This is a genomic window from Burkholderia sp. Bp9142 (genome assembly GCF_003853415.1).
Taxonomy (GTDB): Bacteria; Pseudomonadota; Gammaproteobacteria; order Burkholderiales; family Burkholderiaceae; genus Burkholderia.
In genome coordinates, this window is the sequence record NZ_QTPP01000037.1 from 36,321 (window position 1) to 55,035 (window position 18,715).

Sequence of the window (18,715 nt, forward strand, 5' to 3'; positions counted from 1 at the left end):
GAATACGGACAGGAACACGACAATCATGATCGACGGACAGATTCTGCTGGGACATTCGATTCCCTGGGGCATGGTCGGCGGCGGGCTCGGCAGCCAGATCGGCTACAGCCACCGGTCGGCCGCATCGCGCGACGGCAGCTTCCGGCTGGTCGCCGGCGCGTTCGACATCGATGCCGAGCGCGGCAGGCAGTTCGGCGTGAAGCTCGGCGTCGACGCCGAGCGCTGCTATCCCGATTACCGGACGATGTTCGAGGCCGAGGCCGGCCGCGCCGACGGCATCCGCGCGGTGTCGATCGCGACACCGAACAACACGCACTTCGAGATCTGCCGCGCGGCGCTGAACGCGGGGCTGCACGTGGTTTGCGAGAAGCCGCTGTGCTTCACGACCGAGGAGGCCGAGGCGCTGCAGCGGCTGTCGGTCGAGAAGAACCGCGTCGTGGGCGTCGCGTACGGCTATTCAGGCCACCAGATGATCGAGCAGGCGCGCGAGATGATCGCGCGCGGCGATCTCGGCGAGATCCGCATCGTGCAGATGCAGTTCGCGCACGGCTTCCACAGCGAGGGCGTCGAGGCCGCGAGCGCGGCCGCGCGCTGGCGCGTCGATCCGAAGTTCGCGGGGCCGAGCTACGTGCTCGGCGACATCGGCACGCACCCGCTGTACATCTCGGAAGTGATGGTGCCCGAGCTGAAGATCCGCCGGCTGATGTGCTCGCGGCAGAGCTTCGTGAAGAGCCGCGCGCCGCTGGAAGACAACGCGTTCACGATCATGGAATACGACACGGGCGCGGTCGGCTACGTGTGGTCGAGCGCGGTGAACGCAGGCTCGATGCACGGGCAGAAGGTGCGCGTGATCGGCTCGAAGGCGAGCGTCGAATGGTGGGACGAGCATCCGAACCAGTTGCGCTACGAGGTGCAGGGGCAGCCCGCGCAGGTGCTCGATCGCGGAATGGGGTACCTGCATCCGCACGCATTGCGCGAGGACCGCATCGGCGCCGGGCATCCGGAAGGGCTGTTCGAAGCGTGGTCGAACCTGTATGCGCGCTTCGCGCTCGCGATGGACGCGGCCGATCGCGGCGACGCCGAAGCATTGAAGAACATCCGCTTTCCGGACGTTCGTGCGGGCGTCGAAGGCGTGCGGTGGGTCGAGAACTGCGTGCGGTCCGCCGATGCGGGCGGCGTGTGGGTCGACTATCGTTGAGCCATGGAGGGCCGCTGCGCGGCATCGGCCGGAGGCTGCCGGGGTCGGTAAACGCCCTAATCTTTACGGCACGGCGAGAGCGTTGGAAAATCGTTTCCAGTATCGCCGTGGAGCGTGTGCAGGTGATGATCGAGCGCGTGGGAGCGAGCGTGCGGCACGGGCCGTGCCGCAAACGTGATTAAATTCGCCCTTCATGCATGTATCCAGGGGAGCCCCGGGCCGCGCCCGTCAGCTGCGCGCGCATCGGGGCCGTCAACTTCGCGCTATCCGATGAGTTCATCCGAGAAACCTCCCGCCACCGTCGAGCAGTTCCTGCAGCACCTGACGCAGGAGTACGACGGCCTCAGCAATCGCCTGAAGGTGATTGCGCGCCACGTGGAAACGCATCGGGACCAGCTTGGCCTGGAAGGCATCCAGTCGCTCGCGGAGGCGTGCGGTGTCCAGCCGTCGGCCGTCGTGCGGTTCGCGAAGCATTTCGGCTTCTCCGGCTTCTCCGAGATGCAGCGGCTGTTCCGCGAGGGGCTGGCCCAGCAGATCGCGCCGGGCCGCGCGTACAACCTGCGATTGCGCGACGTGATCGAAGCGGGCTCGTCGAGCCTGCAGCCCGAGCAGATCGCCGACGAATTCATCAAGGGCAGCATTGCCGGGATGCAGCAGCTGCGGCAGACGCTCGATCCGCAGGCGCTCGCGCAGGCCGTCGACCTGCTCGCCGACACGCAGGCGATCTGGATCGCCGGCTCGCGCCGCGCGTTTCCGATCGCCGTGTATCTCGACTATGCGCTGCAGCACACCGACAAGCGCATCGGCCTGTTCAGCGCGCTCGGCAGCATGCATCTCGGGCAGATCCGCTCGGTGCGCGAGGGCGACGTGATGATCGTGATCTCGTTCATGCCGTATGCGGAAGAGACGGTGCAGGTCGCGCAGCAGGCCGTGCAGCGCGGCGCGCGCCTGATCGCGATCACCGACAGCCGGATGAGCCCGCTCGCGCGGGAGGCCGAGGTGACGCTGATGGTGCAGGACAGCGCGACGTTCGGGTTCCGCGCGCTGACGGCGACGATGGGTCTCGCGCAGAGCCTGTTCGTCGCGCTCGCGTACCGGCTCGAGCTGTCGTACCTGCCGACCGCCGACGGCGCACCCGGCACGAAGGCCGGCTGACGCCGGCCTTTCATTCGCCCGCCGCCCGCGGAATCAACCGGCGGGCGGCGCGTCGGCGACGCTTACTTCGCGGTCGGCATCGCGAACTCGGCGCCCTTGCCGATGCTCGACGACCAGCGCTGCATCACCGACTTCTGGCGCGTGTAGAACCGCACGCCTTCCTCGCCGTACGCGTGCATGTCGCCGAACAGGCTCTTCTTCCAGCCGCCGAAGCCGTGCCATGCCATCGGCACCGGAATCGGCACGTTGATGCCGACCATGCCGACCTGGATGCGCCGCGCGAATTCGCGCGCGATGCCGCCGTCGCTCGTGAAGCACGCGACACCGTTGCCGAACTCGTGCGCGTTGATCAGGTCGACCGCTTCGCCGAAGTCCTTCACGCGCACGCAGCCGAGCACCGGCCCGAAGATCTCTTCCTTGTAGATGCGCATGTCGGGCGTCACGTGATCGAACAGCGTGCCGCCGGTGAAGAAGCCTTCCTCGCGGCCCGGCACGCGCAGCCCGCGGCCGTCGACCACCAGTTGCGCGCCTTCGCTGACGCCTTGCTCGATGTAGCCCTCGATGCGCTTGAGCGCTTCGCCGGTGACGATCGGACCCATCTCGACTTCCGGCGACATCCCGTCGCCGATCACCAGCTGGCGCGCGCGCTCGGCGACCGCCGGCACGATCCGGTCGGCCACGTCGCCGACCAGCACCGCGATGCTGATCGCCATGCAGCGTTCGCCGGCCGAGCCGTACGCGGCGCCGATCAGCGCGTCGACCGCCTGCTCGATGTTCGCGTCGGGCATCACGACGAGGTGGTTCTTCGCGCCGCCGAGCGCCTGCACGCGCTTGCCCGACTGCACCGCGCGCTGCTGCACGTAGGCCGCGATCGGCGTCGAGCCGACGAAGCTGACGGCCTGCACGTCCGGGTGGTCGAGCAGCGCGTCGACCGCATCCTTGCCGCCCTGCACGACGTTGAACACGCCGGCGGGGAGGCCGGCCTGCGTGAGCAGGTCGGCGATGAACAGCGCCGCCGACGGGTCGCGCTCGCTCGGCTTCAGCACGAACGTGTTGCCCGTCGCGAGCGCGACCGGGAACATCCAGCACGGCACCATGCACGGGAAGTTGAACGGCGTGATGCCCGCGACGACGCCGAGCGGCTGGCGCATCGTCCAGTTGTCGATGCCGGTGCTGACCTGGTCGGTGAAGTCGCCCTTCAGGAGCTGCGGCACGCCGCATGCGAACTCGATGATGTCGATGCCGCGCGCGACTTCGCCCTGCGCGTCGGAGAACACCTTGCCGTGCTCGGCCGTGATGATTGCCGCGAGCGTGTCGCGGTGCTCGTTCATCAGCTGCAGGAAGCGGTGCAGCACGCGTGCGCGGCGGATCGGCGGCGTCGCGGCCCAGGCCGGGAACGCGGCGTGGGCGGACGCGACGGCCTGCTGCACTTCGTCGCCGTCGGCGAGCGCGACGCGGCGCACCGCGCGGCCGAGCGCCGGGTTGAGGACGTCCTGGAAGCGGCCGCTGCGGCCGGCGACGGGCGCGCCGTCGATGTAGTGGCCGACGTCGGCGTCGGACGTGTACGCGGGAACCGGATTCATCGTGTCTCCTGGGGATGTGGGGTGGACGGAACCTAGTCTAGGCAAAGCGGCGGGGCGGGAGAAGGCCGCGCCGCTTGATTCACTGTTCAGAATTCTGAATAATCAGTGGATGAATCAGCAAAATGTCCAGGCGCTCTGGCCGCATATCCATTCGCTGACGGTGCTGGCCGCGGCCGGCAGTTTCACGGCCGCGGCCCAGCGGCTCGGCATCAGCAAGGCCGCGATGAGCCAGCGCATCGCCGATCTCGAGAAGGCGGCCGGCGTGCCGCTCGTGCGGCGCACGACGCGCAGCGTGCGGCTCACCGACGCGGGGCAGACGCTGGTCGACAGCACGCGCGACGCGTTCGAGTCGATCGGCCAGCACTTCGCGCGCGTGAAGGATCTGGCCGGCGAGCCGCGCGGGCTGCTGCGCGTGACCGTGCCCGTCGCGCTCGGGCGCCAGCAGGTCGTGCCGCACCTGCCCGATTTCCTGCGGCAGCATCCGGGCGTGCACATCGAGCTCGACCTGTCGGACCGGCTGCATTCGCTGACGCAGGAGGGTTTCGACCTCGCGATCCGCCATACGACGACCGCGCCTCAGACCCACGTCGCGTGGAAGCTGTGCGACACGCGTTCGCTGCTGGTCGCGAGCCGCGACTACCTCGACGCGCGCGGTGCGCCGCGCCACCCGAGCGAACTCGTCGACCACAGCTGCCTGTGCTACCTGCGCGACAACGAGCCCGCCGCGTGGAGCTTCGAGCCGGACGGCCGGCGCCGCCAGCGCGTGAGCGTGCCGGTGCGCGGCAGCTTCGCGGCCAACAACAGCGAGGCGATGCGCGAGGCCGCGCTCGGCGGGCTCGGCATCGCGCTGCTGCCGGATTTCAGCGCGCAGCGCGATCTCGACGCCGGCCGGCTCGTCGCGCTGCTCGACGGCTGGCGGCCGTCGGGCGCGTTCGGCGACCACATCTTCGCGATCCGGCCGTACAGCCCGGTCGTGCCGAGCGCGGTGCGCGCGCTCGTGCGGCACCTGCGCGAGCGGCTCGCAGGCGGTTTCTCGGGCGCCTGACCGGCGAGCGCGGGCGGGCCGCGTCGCACGGCCCGGTCGTGGCCGCGCGGGCAGGCCCGCCCGCGCTGCGGTAAAATCGCCGCTTCCTCCCGCGCCCGTGTGGCGCGTCATTCGAAGGTCGACAGCCGATGCAGATTCACAAGGAAGTGGACGCGCGCGGGCTCAATTGCCCGTTGCCGATCCTGCGCGCCAAGAAAGCGCTCGCCGATATGGAGAGCGGGCAGATCCTCAAGGTGCTCGCGACCGATCCGGGCTCGCAGCGCGATTTCGCCGCGTTCGCGAAGCAGACGGGCAACGAGATCGTCGAAGTGACGACCCAGGACAAGACATTCGTGTTCCTGATGCGCCGCCGCTGACGGCCCGCATCACGCGCCTCTCGCGGCATCCGGACGGGCAGCGCCCGTTGCGGCCCGGCCGCGCCGCCTCCTCAGCACTTTCCAAAACAGAAAACGCCTCTGACAATTCTTAAACCTCGTCGCACGGCCGGCTGCGTATACTGACCCGGCCGGTCGTCCGTCTCGGATGGATGCGCCGGCCACGGTACGTCATACGAGGCGGGCTCGGGGGCCATGCCTGACGCTGCCGTCGTACAACGGGGAGAGGACATGTCCTTCAGACCAGGGACCATTCGAAGTCCGTCCGCAGCGGAATGCATCGCGCCCGCCCGCGCGGCGGGGTTGAGCCGGATCGAGCTCGACCCGCAACAGGATCGCCACGCGCGTGCCGCGCTGGAGGCGTATGCCGATTCGGCGGCGGCCGAGATGCCGTGGCTGGCCGAATCGCTCGACGAACGGCTGCGCGACGCCGCGCGGGACGACGGCGCAGGCCTCACGTATTGCGGTGCGACGATCGAGCGCGTGCTCGATCTCGCGCAGGCGTGGGCGGCGAGCCAGCCGGACTATGCGGCGCCGGCGTGGGAACGCGTGCGCGGCCAGCTGGAGCGGGTGCTGGGGCAGCCCCCGGCCGCGCGGCTGCTGCGCGTGCCGACCGGCGATTTTGCCGAGCCGGTGGCCGGCACGGCGGGCGCCGACTAGGCGCGCGATCGCGCGACGGGAAGGATTATTCGAATAAAGGACCGTAGTCCGCGCAATTTCTTGGCGAATTTCATACTACTATGATGAAATCGCCGGTTCGTCCGTGCCCCGTTTTTGAGATATTTGGCCGGGGCGCCGTATCGCGCAGGTTGCGCGCTCGGCAAACGGCGGTTCGCCGGCCGGTGTCGAAAGCCGAGCGCGTATGCGGCGCGGCGGGGTGAGCGCGGGGAGCTGAACTGGACGAATCGATTTCGATTTGCGGGGTGCTATGAGAATTGCTGTACTGGATGACGATCCGGCCCAGACGGATTTCGTCAGTCAAACGCTGACGGCCGCCGGCCACACGTGCTATGCGTTCAAGGAAGGCAAGGCTCTGAAGAAGCGTCTGCAGCGCGAGACGTTCGATCTGCTCGTGCTCGACTGGAACGTGCCTGACATGTCCGGCGAGGAAGTGCTCAAGTGGGTGCGTGCGAACCAGACGGAGCACAGCCTGCCGATCATCTTCATGACGAGCCGCGACGACGAGGCGGGGATCACGCAGATCCTCAACGCCGGCGCCGACGATTACGTGGTCAAGCCCGTGTCGGGCCCGATCCTGCGCGCGCGCATCGGCTCGCTGCTGCGCCGCGCGTATCCGGTCAACGCCGAGGCGACCGTTCGCGAGTTCGACCAGTTCCGCTTCGACGTGAACCTGAAGCAGGCCTATGTCGGCGACAAGGCCGTGAGCCTCACGCAGAAGGAGTTCGAGCTCGCGCTGCTGCTGTTCCAGCACCTCGACCGGCCGCTGTCGCGCGCGCATATTCTCGATCTCGTGTGGAAGCAGGCGACCGACATTCCGTCGCGCACGATGGACACCCACATCTCGATGCTGCGCACGAAGCTCGGCCTGCGCCCTGAAAACGGCTATCGCCTCGCGCCGATCTACGGCTATGGCTACCGGCTCGAGCGGGTCGGCCAGGGGGAACCGGAGTGACCACGCGAATCACGCAGCGCACGGCGGGCTTGCACACGGCGGCACTGCGCGCGGCGTGCGCGGTCGCGTTTGCGTTCGCGGCACAGCAGGCCGCCGCGCAGCCGCCGGCTGCCGCGGGCAAGATGGTCGTCTACCGCACGCATGCCGGCGACACGCTGTACGACGTCGCCGCGCGCTACCTGCAGGGCCCGGACGACTGGCAGCTGCTGCAGCAGATCAACGGCGTGCCCGCCCCGAGGCACCTGCAGCCCGGCATCGCGCTGAAGCTGCCGGTCGCGCGGCTGCGCAAGGAAAAGCTGACCGCACGCGTCGTCGCGGTGCAGGGCACGGCCGAGCGCGCGTCCGGCGACGCCTACGCGCCGCTCGCGAACGATGCGACGCTCGGCGAGGGCGACCGCGTGCGCACCGGCGCGAACGGCTTCGTGACGCTCGAACTCGCCGACGGCACGCACATGAGCCTGCCGCCCGACAGCCAGCTCGACCTGAAGACGCTGCGCCGCACCGTGCTGACCGGCACGCTCGATCGCGAGTTCGAGCTCACGCGCGGCTCGGTCGACAGCGATGTCACGCATCTGAAGAAACGCGACGACCGCTTCCAGATCCGCTCGCCGTCGGTTGTGGCCGGCGTGCGCGGCACGCGGTTTCGCGTGAACTACGACGCGGCCGGCAACGCGGCGACGCGCGTCGAAGTGCTCGACGGCACCGTCGGCGTCGCGGGCAAGCAGCAGACGGTCGACCCGACGCTCGTGCATGCGAACTTCGGCAGCGTCTCGACGTCGTCGGGCGCGGTCGGCGCACCCGTGCAACTGCTGCCGGCGCCCGCGCTCACGCATCCCGACAAGGTGCAGGACGAGCCCGACCTCACGTTCGACATCGCGCCGCTCGAGCACGCGCACGCCTATCATCTGCAACTCGCGCGCGATGCGGGCATGCTCGAGCTGTTCAGCGAAACGCGCACGGTCTCGTCGCGCGCGGTGTTCCGCGAGGTGCCGAACGGTACGTATTTCGTCCGGATTGCCGCGATCGACGACAACGGCCTCGAAGGCATGCCGCACATTTACGCGTTCGAGCGGCGCCTGATGGGGCTCGACGCGACCGCGTCGCCCGGCCCGAACGGCTATGAGTTCCGCTGGTCGCCGAATGGCGCGGGCAAGGACACGCATTACCGGTTCGTGCTGTCGCGCTCGAAGGACCTGAGCGCGCCGGTCGTCGACCAGGTCGGCCTGCAGGCGCGCAAGATCACCGTCTCGCACCTGCCGCCCGGCGACTACTACTGGGCGGTGACGGTCGAGGAGTTCGAGGGCGGCAAGTTCTATCAGAAGACGAGTCCGGTCAGCGCGTTCACGTTGTCGCGCTGACCCGCGGCGCATGAAAACCGACTCCGTTTCCCCGCGGCGGCGCCTCGGCCGCCGCTTCCTGATCGAGTGGATCGCGATCGGCTGCCTCGGGATCGCGGTGATCCTCGCGTGCGCGCTTGGCCGGCTGTCGTCGAGCGTCGACGGGCTGATCTACGACCGCCTGCTGATGCTGCGCAGCCTGCCGCTGTCGCCCGACGTCGTCGTCGTCGACATCGACAACCAGAGCGTGTCCGCACTCGGCCGCTGGCCGTGGCCGCGCAGCGTGCATGCGCGGCTGCTCGACGCGCTGGCGCGTGCGCAGCCGGCCGCGGTCGTCTACGACGTGCTGTTTACCGAGCAGTCGCCCGAGGATCGCGCGTTCGCGGACGCAATGGCCCATGTGCCGACCTTCCTGCCCGTCCTGCTGAGCCCCGAGCAGGCGGACGGCACGCGCACCGTCGATCCGCCGGTGGCCGAGCTGTCGGCACGCGCGATGGGGCTCGGCCACATCAATCTCGAAGTCGATCCCGACGGCATCGTGCGCAGCGTCGCCCTGCTCGAAAGCGACGGGCGCGTGCGCTGGCCGCAGTTGATGGTGCCCGTCTACCGCGCGATCCAGGCCGGCCGGCTGCGTCCGGCCGGCGGTGCGCCCGGCGCGAATGCGCATGACCTGTCGCGCGACGCGACCGGCGAGGGCCGCTACCTGATTCCGTTCAGCCGCAACACGCCCGCCTATCCGACGCTGTCGTTCGACGACGTGCTCGAGGGGCGCGTGAAGCCAGACGCGCTGCGCGGCAAGATCGTCGTCGTCGGCGTGACCGCTTCAGGCCTCTACGACCGCTTCGCGACGCCGGTGTCGGGCGATTTCGGCCCGCTCGCCGGCGTCTACATCCACGCGAACGTGCTCGACATGCTGACGACCGGCAGCGCGATCCTGCCCGTGTCGCGCGCCGGGCTCTTCGCCGCGTCGCTGCTGCCGCTCGCGGTGCTGCTGGGCGGTTTCCTGATGCTGTCGCCGTGGCGCGCGCTGCTGCTGACGCTGAGCCTGGCCGCGCTGGCCGTCGTCGCGAGCCTGGCGCTGCTGTTCGAGGCGCGCGTTTGGCTGTCGCCCGCGCCCGCGATCTTCGGGTTGATCGCCGTGTACCCGATCTGGAACTGGCGGCGCCTCGAAATGACGATGTCGTACCTGCGTCGCGAGCTGCAGCGGCTGGCCGACGAGCCGCACCTGCTGCCCGAGGCGCCGCGCACGCGCAGCGTCGGCGGCGACGTGCTCGAACGGCAGATGGCGCTGATGGCGCAGGCCGCGCAGCGCGTGCAGGACATGAAGCGCTTCGTGTGGGACAGCCTCGACAGCATGCCGGAGCCGATCTTCGTCACCGACCTGGCCGGGACCGTGCTGATCGCGAACCATGCGGCGAAGCGCTACGGGTCGCGGCTCGCGCTGCCGCTGCCGGAAGGGCGGCCGCTGCGCGCCGCGCTCGGCGAGCTGACCTTCATGAAGACCGTCGACGGCAACGCCGAACACGACGTCGCGATCCGCGAACACTGGCCGGCCGCGCTCGACCCGACGCTCGAGGCCGAACACGACGCGATGGCGCGCGGCATCGAGGTGCGCGACCGCGACGGGCTCGACCATCTGTTACGCTACGCTGCGTGCAAGAACGCGCAGGGCCGCGTGACGGGCTGGATCGCCGGCCTCGTCGACGTGACCGAGCTGCACGCGGCCGAACGGCATCGCGAGGAGGCGCTGCACCTGCTGTCGCATGACATGCGCTCGCCGCAGTCGTCGATCCTCGCGCTCGTCGAGATCGAGCGCGAACGCGTCGAAACCGACGCGATGCGTGGCCTGCTTGCGCGGATCGAGCGGTATGCGCACCGTGCGCTGTCGCTTGCCGACGAGTTCGTGCAACTGGCGCGCGCGGAGTCGCAGGCGTACCAGCTCGAACCGACGAGCCTCGTCGACGTGCTGATCGACGCGAGCGACGAAGTCTGGCCGCAGGCGCAGGCGAAGCGCATCCGCATCGATACCGACGTCGGCACCGGCATGGGCTGGATGCGCGCCGACCGCTCGCTGATCACGCGTGCGTTCGTCAACCTGTTGAACAATGCGGTCAAATACAGTCCGTCCGACACGGTGATCGCGTGTACGCTGACGGTCGAGCATGCATCGAAGCGGATGTTCTGTACGATTCGCGATCAGGGGTACGGCATCGCGCCGGAAGATCAGCGGCATCTGTTCGAGCGTTTCAAGCGGTTCCATGCCGGCGAGCGGCCCGAAATCTCGGGGTCCGGGCTCGGCATGGCATTCGTGAAGACGGTCGTCACGCGCCACGGCGGCAGCGTGACGGTCGACAGCGAAGTGGGTGTCGGCACCGCGGTGACGGTGTCGCTGCCCGCGATCGACGAGCCGTCCGCCTGACAGGGCCGGGCACGACGGCAGGCATTTGGGGGAAGTCATGAGAAAGGAATGGGCAGCGGCCGCGCTGGCGGCGTCGCTGTTGACGGGTTGCGCCGGCGTCACGACCGGCGTGAGCGCGCTCGGGCAGCCGAAAGCGTTCGCATCCGGTGCGCACGGCTACGATTTCGTCAGCACGGCCGCTCAGGCCGACGATGCCGAATACCGGCGGATCGAGACGCTCGTGCGCGACGAGCTCGCGCATCGCGGCTTCGACGCGCAGCCCGGGAAGGCCGCGCGCTATCGGCTGTCGATCGCGTATGCGACGCAGCCGGCGTCCGTCGCGGCGACGGCCGACCAGTGCGGCGCCGCGAGCAGCGCGTGCGTGACCGTCGACGGGCCGGCGCCGTTCGCGCTGCCGTTCGCGGGCACCGTGTATCGTCACGTGCTGACGCTGCGTTTCGTCGATGCGAACTCGGGCGCCGACGTCTATCGCGTGTCGGCGTCGCTGCGCGATCGCGATCCCGGCACGCAGCAGGCCGCGCCGACGCTCGTGAGGAGCGCGCTCGCGAAGCTGCCGTTCGAGCAGGGCGACGGCTGGCTCGTGAAGACGAAAAAAGACGACGCGGGCGCAATGCCGGGCGTCGTCTCGGTGAAGCCGGCCGCTGCGCGCTGACGCGTCGGCCGTGAGGTGAGGGCAGGCCAGCCGCGCAGGCGAGGCCGGCTCCCGTGCCGCGTTCAGGCGGCCGGTTACGCGTTGCCGCGCGCGCGCAGGTACGCGTCGAACTCGGCGCCGACTTCCGGATGGCGCAGTGCGAATTCGACCGTCGCCTTCAGGTAGCCGAGCTTGCTGCCGCAGTCGTAGCGCGTGCCCTGGTACTTGTAGGCCAGCACCTGTTCGTCGGCGAGCAGCGCCTGGATCGCGTCGGTGAGCTGCAGCTCGCCGCCGGCGCCCGGCTTCAGCGCGCGCAGGTGCTCGAAGATCCGCGGCTTCAGGATGTAGCGGCCGACCACGCCGAGGTTCGACGGCGCGACTTCCGGCTCGGGTTTCTCGACGATCGCGGACATCTTGACGATCGACTCTTCCCACTCCTTGCCGTCGACGATCCCGTACGACTTCGTCTCCGACGGCGGAATCTCTTCCACGCCGATCACCGAGCTGTGATAGTGGTCGAACACGTCGACCATCTGCTTCATCACGGGCGGGTTGCCGTCGAGCAGGTCGTCGGCGAGGATCACCGCGAACGGGTTGTCGGCCACGAGCTTTTCCGCGCACAGCACCGCATGGCCGAGGCCGAGCGCTTCCGGCTGGCGCACGTAGAAGCAGTCGACATGGCTCGGCTTGATGCTGCGCACGAGCTCGAGCAGCTTTTCCTTGCCGCGCGCCTCGAGTTCGGCCTCGACCTCGTACGACTTGTCGAAGTGATCCTCAATCGCGCGCTTGCTGCGCCCGGTCACGAAGATCATCTCGGTGATGCCCGCGGCGATCGCTTCCTCGACCGCGTACTGGATCAGCGGCTTGTCGACGACCGGCAGCATTTCCTTCGGGCTCGCCTTCGTTGCCGGCAGGAACCGCGTGCCGAGACCGGCAACGGGGAATACCGCCTTGGTGACTTTCAACATGATCGAACCTTTATTCCTGTAATCGACTTGTCAGACAGTCTATGTTCACGTCCCCATTATAGTGAACGCAAACGACCTTACCGTTTGTTACGCAGGCAACCGATCGAGCTGGGCGCGCAGTTTTTCCAGCGTGCTCTGGAATTCGGCGACGCGCTTCTGCTCCTGTTCGACCACGGCCGGCGGCGCTTTCGCGACGAACGCCTCGTTGCCGAGCTTCGCGTTGCACTTCGCGATCTCGCCCGTCAGGCGCGCGATTTCCTTCGACAGGCGCTCGCGTTCGGCCGCGACGTCGATCTCCACCTTCAGCACCAGCTTGTTCGGGCCCACGATCGCGATCGGCGCGCCGTGCGCTTCCTTGTCGAGCGTCGCTTCGTCCGCGAGGATCTGCACGTCCGACAGGCGGGCGAGGGCCTGCACGTACGGCGCGAACGAGCGCAGGCGCTCGGCGTCGCCGGCCGCGAGCAGCGGCACCTTGGTCGCCGGCGACAGGTTCATCTCGCCGCGCAGGTTGCGGCACGCGTCGACGATCGCCTTCAGGTCGGCCGCCCATTGCTCGGATGCCTCGTCGATCTTCTGCAGGTTCGCGACCGGATATGCCTGCGTCATCAGCGATGCATCGCCTTCGGCCTTGCCTTGCGGATAACGGCCGGCGAGCGGCGCGACCTTCTGCCAGAGCGCCTCGGTGATGAACGGAATGACCGGGTGCGCGAGGCGCAGCACCGTTTCGAGCACGCGCAGCAGCGTGCGGCGCGTCGCGCGCTGCTGTTCCGGCGTGCCGTTCTGGATCTGCACCTTCGCGAGTTCGAGATACCAGTCGCAGTACTCGTCCCACACGAACTTGTAGATGCTGGTCGCGATGTTGTCGAAGCGGTAATCGGCGAAACCCTTCGCGATGTCGGCCTCGGTGCGCTGCAGCAGCGATACGATCCAGCGGTCGGCCGCGGAGAAGTCGAGGTAGCCGCCGGGGCCGCAGTCGCCCGCGCCGCACACTTCCGGCTTGTCGGTGCCGCAGTCGTGGCCTTCGCAGTTCATCAGCACGAAGCGCGTCGCGTTCCACAGCTTGTTGCAGAAGTTGCGATAGCCTTCGCAGCGCGCGAGGTCGAAGTTCACGTTGCGGCCGAGCGTCGCCATCGACGCCATCGTGAAGCGCAGCGCGTCGGCACCGAACGCGGGAATGCCGTCCGGGAATTCCTTGCGCGTCTTCTTCTCGATCGTCGCGGCCTGCTTCGGGTTCATCAGGCCCGTCGTGCGTTTCGCGACCAGCGTTTCGAGGTCGATGCCGTCGACGATGTCGATCGGGTCGAGCGTGTTGCCCTTGCTCTTCGACATCTTCTGGCCTTCGGCATCGCGCACGAGGCCGTGCATGTATACGGTGTGGAACGGCACCTTGCCGGTGAAGTGCGTGGTCATCATCACCATCCGGGCGACCCAGAAGAAGATGATGTCGAAGCCCGTGACGAGCACCGACGACGGCAGGAAGTGCTGCAGTTCAGGGGATTCGTTCGGCCAGCCGAGCGACGAGAACGGCACGAGCGCCGACGAGAACCAGGTGTCGAGCACGTCTTCGTCGCGTTTCAGCGCGCCCGTGTAGCCTTGCGCGGCGGCCTTCGCACGCGCGTCTTCCTCGCTGCGCGCGACGAATACCTCGCCGTTCTCGCCGTACCACGCGGGGATCTGGTGACCCCACCACAGCTGGCGCGAGATGCACCAGTCCTGGATGTTCTCGAGCCACTGGTAGTAGGTGGTCGTCCAGTTTTCCGGCACGAACTTGATCTGGCCGTCGCGCACGACGTCGAGCGATACCTCGGTGATCGATTTGCCCGGATGGAACGTGCCTTCCGGCGCCGGCTTCGTCATCGCGACGAACCACTGGTCCGTCAGGAGCGGCTCGATCACGACGCCCGTGCGGTCGCCGCGCGGCACCATCAGCTTGTGCGGCTTCACGGAGTCGAGGAAGCCTTCCGCATCGAGGTCGGCCACGATCGCCTTGCGCGCGTCGAAGCGGTCGAGGCCGCGATACTGCTCGGGGCCGTTGTCGTTGATCTTCGCGTCGAGCGTCAGGATCTCGATCGGCGCGAGCTTGTGGCGCAGGCCGACCTGGTAGTCGTTGAAGTCGTGCGCGGGCGTGACCTTCACGACGCCCGTGCCGAACGCGCGGTCGACGTAGTCGTCGGCGATCACCGGGATCTCGCGGCCCGTCAGCGGCAGCGTGACGAGCTTGCCGATCAGGTGCGCGTAGCGCTCGTCCTCCGGGTGAACCATCACCGCGACGTCGCCGAGCATCGTCTCGGGACGGGTGGTGGCGACCGTCAGCGAACCCGACCCGTCGACGAGCGGATAGCGGATGTGCCACAGGTGGCCGTTTTCCTCTTCGCTGACGACCTCGAGATCCGACACCGCGGTGAGCAGCACCGGATCCCAGTTGACGAGGCGCTTGCCGCGGTAGATCAGGCCCTGTTCATGGAGCGTGACGAACACGTCGCGCACGGCGGCCGACATCTTGTCGTCCATCGTGAAATATTCGCGCGACCAGTCGGTCGACGCGCCGAGACGGCGCACCTGGCCCGTGATCGTCGAGCCGGACTGCTGCTTCCACTCCCACACGCGCTCGACGAACTTCTCGCGGCCGAGGTCATGGCGCGACACGCCCTGCGCATCGAGCTGGCGCTCGACGACGATCTGGGTCGCGATCCCCGCGTGGTCGGTGCCGGGCACCCACAGCGTGTTCTCGCCGAGCATCCGGTGATAGCGCGCGAGGCCGTCCATGATCGTCTGGTTGAACGCGTGGCCCATGTGCAGCGTACCGGTGACGTTCGGCGGCGGCAGCTGGATCGCGAAATCGGCGCGCGCCGGGTCGAATGCCGGGGCGGCATAGCCGCGTTTTTCCCACTCCGGCCCCCATTGGGACTCGATGGTGTGGGGCTCGAAACTCTTCGCAAGCGTGCTGTCGCTCATGGTTGGAAATTTGCCGAAAAATGCGTGAATTGGATGCCGAATCCGACAATTATAAATGGATGCACATCGGCCAGCCATCGCCTTGCCCGCGCAGGCCCGCTGCGACGCGCTCGCGGCGCGGCGGCGGCCCCTGGCCGAACGGATCGGAAACGGCATCGCGCGGCCGACTTATAATGGCGGGTCCGCATTTTTCTCGCCCGTCCGCTGCCGCTCCATGCCCGATCTGCTCGCCAATCTGAACCCTGAACAATACGCCGCCGTCACGTTGCCGAATGAACCGGCGCTGATCCTCGCGGGGGCGGGCAGCGGCAAGACCCGCGTGCTGATCACGCGCATCGCATGGCTGATCCAGCAGGGCTATGCGTCGCCGCCCACCGTGCTCGCCGTCACCTTCACGAACAAGGCCGCGCGCGAGATGATGGCGCGGCTGTCGGCGATGATGCCGATCGACACGCGCGGGATGTGGATCGGCACGTTCCACGGGCTGTGCAACCGGATGCTGCGCACGCACTGGCGCGACGCCGGCCTGCCGCAGACCTTCCAGATCCTCGACACGGCCGACCAGCTGTCGGCGATCAAGCGGCTGATGAAGGCGGCGAACGTCGACGACGAGAAATACCCGCCGAAGAACGTCCAGTACTTCATCAACAACGCGAAGGAGCAGGGGCTGCGTCCCGACAAGGTCGACGCGTCCGACAACTTCAACCGCAAGTTCGTCGAGCTGTACCAGGCGTACGACCAGCAGTGCCAGCGCGAGGGCGTCGTCGACTTCCCCGAGCTGCTGCTGCGCTGCTACGAGCTGCTCGCGTACAACGCGCCGCTGCGCGCGCACTACCAGGCCCGCTTCCGGCACATCCTCGTCGACGAGTTCCAGGACACCAACAAGCTGCAGTACGCGTGGCTCAAGATGCTCGCGGGCGGCGAGAACGCGATCTTCGCGGTCGGCGACGACGACCAGTCGATCTACGCGTTCCGCGGCGCGAACGTCGGCAACATGCGCGACTTCGAGGACGAATTCCGCGTGCGCAACCTGATCAAGCTCGAGCAGAACTACCGGTCGCACGGCAACATCCTCGACGCGGCGAACCAGCTGATCTCGAACAATGCGCACCGCCTCGGCAAGAACCTGCGCACCGATGCCGGCCACGGCGAGCCCGTGCGCGTGTACGAGGCGAGCACCGATGCGCAGGAAGCCGGCTGGATCGTCGAGGAGATCCGCTCGCTGATCAATACCGGGATGTCGCGCAGCGAGGTCGCCGTCCTGTATCGCAGCAACGCGCAGTCGCGCGCGATCGAGCACACGCTGATGACGTCGGGCATCCCGTATCGCGTGTACGGCGGCCTGCGCTTCTTCGAGCGCCAGGAAGTGAAGCACGCGCTCGCGTACCTGCGCCTGATCGACAACCCGAACGACGACACCGCGTTCGCGCGCGTCGTGAACTTCCCGACGCGCGGGATCGGCGCGCGCTCGATCGAGCAACTGGCCGACGCCGCGCGCCTGTACGACTGCTCGATGGCCGCCGCGATTCCGTACGTGACCGGCAAGGCCGGCACGAGCCTCGGCGCGTTCGCGACGCTGATCGCGAAGATGCGTGCCGAGACCCAGCAGATGAGCCTGCCGGAGACGGTCGAGTACGTCGTGCGGGCGAGCGGCCTCGCCGATTTCTACCAGGGCGAGCGCGAAGGCCAGGACCGCCTCGAGAACTTGCAGGAACTCGTGAACGCGGCCACCGCGTTCGTCAGCGAGGAGGGCTACGGGCTCGACGCGCCGGCCCGCTCGATTCCGTTGCGCGCGGGCGCGATCGCGGCACCCGAGCTCGGCACGGCGACGGACGATCCGGCGGTCGACGTGCTCGACCCGGCGCCGCTCGATGACCCCGCGCAGAACCCCGACACGATGACGCCGCTCGCCGGCTTCCTGTCGCATGCATCGCTGGAAGCGGGCGACAACCAGGCGCAGGCCGGCCAGGACGCCGTGCAGCTGATGACGGTGCATGCGGCGAAGGGCCTCGAATTCTCGGCCGTGTTCATCACCGGCCTCGAGGAAGGGCTGTTCCCGCACGAGAACAGCGTGCTCGAATCGGACGGCCTCGAGGAAGAGCGCCGGCTGATGTACGTCGCGATCACGCGCGCGAAGGAGCGGCTCTACCTGTCGTTCGCGCAGAGCCGGATGCTGCACGGCCAGACGCGCTACAACGTGCGCTCGCGCTTCTTCGACGAATTGCCGGAGCACGTGCTGAAGTGGCTGACGCCGAAGGTCGAGGCCGGCTCGCGCTGGGGCGGCCGCTCGGACAACGCCGGCTGGGGGCGCGACTGGTTCTCGCGGCCGGGCGGCGGCAGCCGCGAGCAGTTCGTCGACGCGGCGGTCTCCGCGCCGCTGCCGGCATTCGCGAACCAGCAGCGCGCGGCCGACACCGGCTTCCGGGTCGGCCAGCAGGTGTTCCACACCAAGTTCGGCGAAGGCACGGTCACCGCGCTCGAAGGCAACGGCGCCGACGCGAAGGCGCAGGTGAAATTCAAGCGGCACGGCGAGAAATGGCTCGCGCTGGCGGTCGCGAAACTGCAGGCGGTGGAATGATGAGCATCGACATGGTTGAAACGGTTTCGACGCGCCCGCTGGGCATTCTGGCCGCGCTGCCGGAGGAACTCGGCGACCTGATCGCCGCGATGCGTGCCGAGGGCGCGATGAAGACGGTCACGTTCGGCCGCCGCGACTACCACCTCGGCACCGTGCACGGCGCGGCCTGCGTCGTCACGCTTGCGCGGGTCGGCAAGGTCGCGGCCGCCGCGACGGTCAGCGCGCTGATCCACGTGTTCGGCGTGTCCGGCGTCGTGTTTACCGGGGTCGCCGGCGGCGTGTCGCGCACGGTGCGCGTCGGCGACGTTGTCGTCGCCGATACGCTGCTGCAGCACGATCTCGATGCGTCGCCGCTGTTTCCGCGCTACGAGGTGCCGCTGCTCGGCATCACGCGGTTCGCGACCGACGCGGAACTGACCGCCCGCCTGAAGGCCGCGTGCACGCTGTTCGTCGCCGAGGAGGGCGCGCACTTCACCGAGCGCTTCGGGCTGGCCGGTGCGGCGCTGCACGGCGGGCTGATCGTCAGCGGCGATCGCTTCGTGTCGAGCGAGCACGAGGTCGTCGCGTTGCGCGATGCGCTGCCCGACGCGCTCGCGGTCGAGATGGAAGGCGCGGCGATCGCGCAGGTGTGCGCCGAACACGACGTGCCGTTCGCGCTCGTGCGCACGATTTCCGATACGGCCGACGATCACGCGACGCAGTCGTTCTCGCACTTCCTGTCGGCGATCGCGAGCAGCTATTCGTCCGGCATCCTCAAGCGTTTCCTGACGCTGCATGCGACGACGGCGGCCTGAAGCCGCCGTCGTCCCTTCCCTTCAAGCCTGTCGACCGGCCGCGAC

The 18,715-nt window shown here is 68.4% G+C and carries 14 protein-coding genes; 11 read left to right on the forward strand and 3 right to left on the reverse strand.

Features of this window, described 5'->3' with window-relative positions:
- Positions 1 to 25 precede the first annotated feature (25 nt).
- Together DIE22_RS30140 and DIE22_RS30145 are read left to right on the forward strand one after the other, a co-directional pair.
- A complete protein-coding gene (locus DIE22_RS30140) occupies positions 26 to 1,198 on the forward strand; it encodes a Gfo/Idh/MocA family protein (protein ID WP_124501041.1) in 1,173 nt (390 codons plus the stop codon).
- 270 nt (positions 1,199 to 1,468) lie between these two features.
- Complete coding sequence (locus DIE22_RS30145) at positions 1,469 to 2,353, forward strand: MurR/RpiR family transcriptional regulator (RefSeq protein ID WP_124501040.1); 885 nt, start codon at positions 1,469 to 1,471, stop codon at positions 2,351 to 2,353.
- A gap of 62 nt (positions 2,354 to 2,415) precedes the next feature.
- On the opposite strand, the gene DIE22_RS30150 is transcribed toward DIE22_RS30145, so the two are convergent.
- Entirely contained in the window at positions 2,416 to 3,936 is a 1,521-nt protein-coding gene (locus tag DIE22_RS30150; RefSeq protein ID WP_124501039.1) for a CoA-acylating methylmalonate-semialdehyde dehydrogenase, read from the reverse strand.
- A 109-nt stretch (positions 3,937 to 4,045) separates the two neighbouring features.
- Between DIE22_RS30150 and DIE22_RS30155 the strand changes: the two genes are divergently transcribed.
- From DIE22_RS30155 to DIE22_RS30185, 7 genes are all read left to right on the forward strand, one after another.
- The gene (locus DIE22_RS30155; protein ID WP_124501038.1) at positions 4,046 to 4,981 is read left to right on the forward strand and encodes a LysR family transcriptional regulator; all 936 of its coding nucleotides are present in this window, start codon (positions 4,046 to 4,048) and stop codon (positions 4,979 to 4,981) included.
- A 128-nt stretch (positions 4,982 to 5,109) separates the two neighbouring features.
- Positions 5,110 to 5,337 (forward strand): sulfurtransferase TusA family protein, encoded by a 228-nt coding sequence (locus tag DIE22_RS30160; RefSeq protein ID WP_006753156.1) that lies wholly within the window; start codon positions 5,110 to 5,112, stop codon positions 5,335 to 5,337.
- 249 nt (positions 5,338 to 5,586) lie between these two features.
- The gene (locus DIE22_RS30165) at positions 5,587 to 6,015 is read left to right on the forward strand and encodes a peptidase (RefSeq protein ID WP_124501037.1); all 429 of its coding nucleotides are present in this window, start codon (positions 5,587 to 5,589) and stop codon (positions 6,013 to 6,015) included.
- A 268-nt stretch (positions 6,016 to 6,283) separates the two neighbouring features.
- Positions 6,284 to 6,988, forward strand: a complete 705-nt coding sequence (locus DIE22_RS30170; RefSeq protein WP_006402120.1) for a response regulator transcription factor — start codon at positions 6,284 to 6,286, stop codon at positions 6,986 to 6,988.
- Positions 6,985 to 8,346 (forward strand): FecR domain-containing protein, encoded by a 1,362-nt coding sequence (locus DIE22_RS30175; protein ID WP_124501036.1) that lies wholly within the window; start codon positions 6,985 to 6,987, stop codon positions 8,344 to 8,346. The genes DIE22_RS30170 and DIE22_RS30175 overlap by 4 nt, the downstream gene beginning before the upstream one ends.
- A gap of 10 nt (positions 8,347 to 8,356) precedes the next feature.
- Positions 8,357 to 10,744, forward strand: a complete 2,388-nt coding sequence (locus tag DIE22_RS30180; RefSeq protein WP_124501035.1) for a CHASE2 domain-containing protein — start codon at positions 8,357 to 8,359, stop codon at positions 10,742 to 10,744.
- Between the two features lie 37 nt (positions 10,745 to 10,781).
- The gene (locus DIE22_RS30185; RefSeq protein WP_124606705.1) at positions 10,782 to 11,396 is read left to right on the forward strand and encodes a DUF4136 domain-containing protein; all 615 of its coding nucleotides are present in this window, start codon (positions 10,782 to 10,784) and stop codon (positions 11,394 to 11,396) included.
- 74 nt (positions 11,397 to 11,470) lie between these two features.
- On the opposite strand, the gene galU is transcribed toward DIE22_RS30185, so the two are convergent.
- Both galU and DIE22_RS30195 read right to left on the reverse strand, forming a co-directional pair.
- Complete coding sequence (galU, locus tag DIE22_RS30190; RefSeq protein ID WP_124501033.1) at positions 11,471 to 12,343, reverse strand: UTP--glucose-1-phosphate uridylyltransferase GalU; 873 nt, start codon at positions 12,341 to 12,343, stop codon at positions 11,471 to 11,473.
- An 87-nt stretch (positions 12,344 to 12,430) separates the two neighbouring features.
- Positions 12,431 to 15,298 (reverse strand): valine--tRNA ligase, encoded by a 2,868-nt coding sequence (locus tag DIE22_RS30195; RefSeq protein ID WP_124606719.1) that lies wholly within the window; start codon positions 15,296 to 15,298, stop codon positions 12,431 to 12,433.
- A gap of 214 nt (positions 15,299 to 15,512) precedes the next feature.
- On the opposite strand from DIE22_RS30195, the gene DIE22_RS30205 reads away from it, so the two are divergent.
- Together DIE22_RS30205 and DIE22_RS30210 are read left to right on the forward strand one after the other, a co-directional pair.
- A complete protein-coding gene (locus DIE22_RS30205) occupies positions 15,513 to 17,876 on the forward strand; it encodes a UvrD-helicase domain-containing protein (protein WP_124501032.1) in 2,364 nt (787 codons plus the stop codon).
- Positions 17,873 to 18,670: a 5'-methylthioadenosine/adenosylhomocysteine nucleosidase gene (locus DIE22_RS30210; RefSeq protein WP_124606706.1), complete on the forward strand. Its 798-nt coding sequence runs from the start codon at positions 17,873 to 17,875 to the stop codon at positions 18,668 to 18,670. The genes DIE22_RS30205 and DIE22_RS30210 overlap by 4 nt, the downstream gene beginning before the upstream one ends.
- Positions 18,671 to 18,715 lie beyond the last annotated feature (45 nt).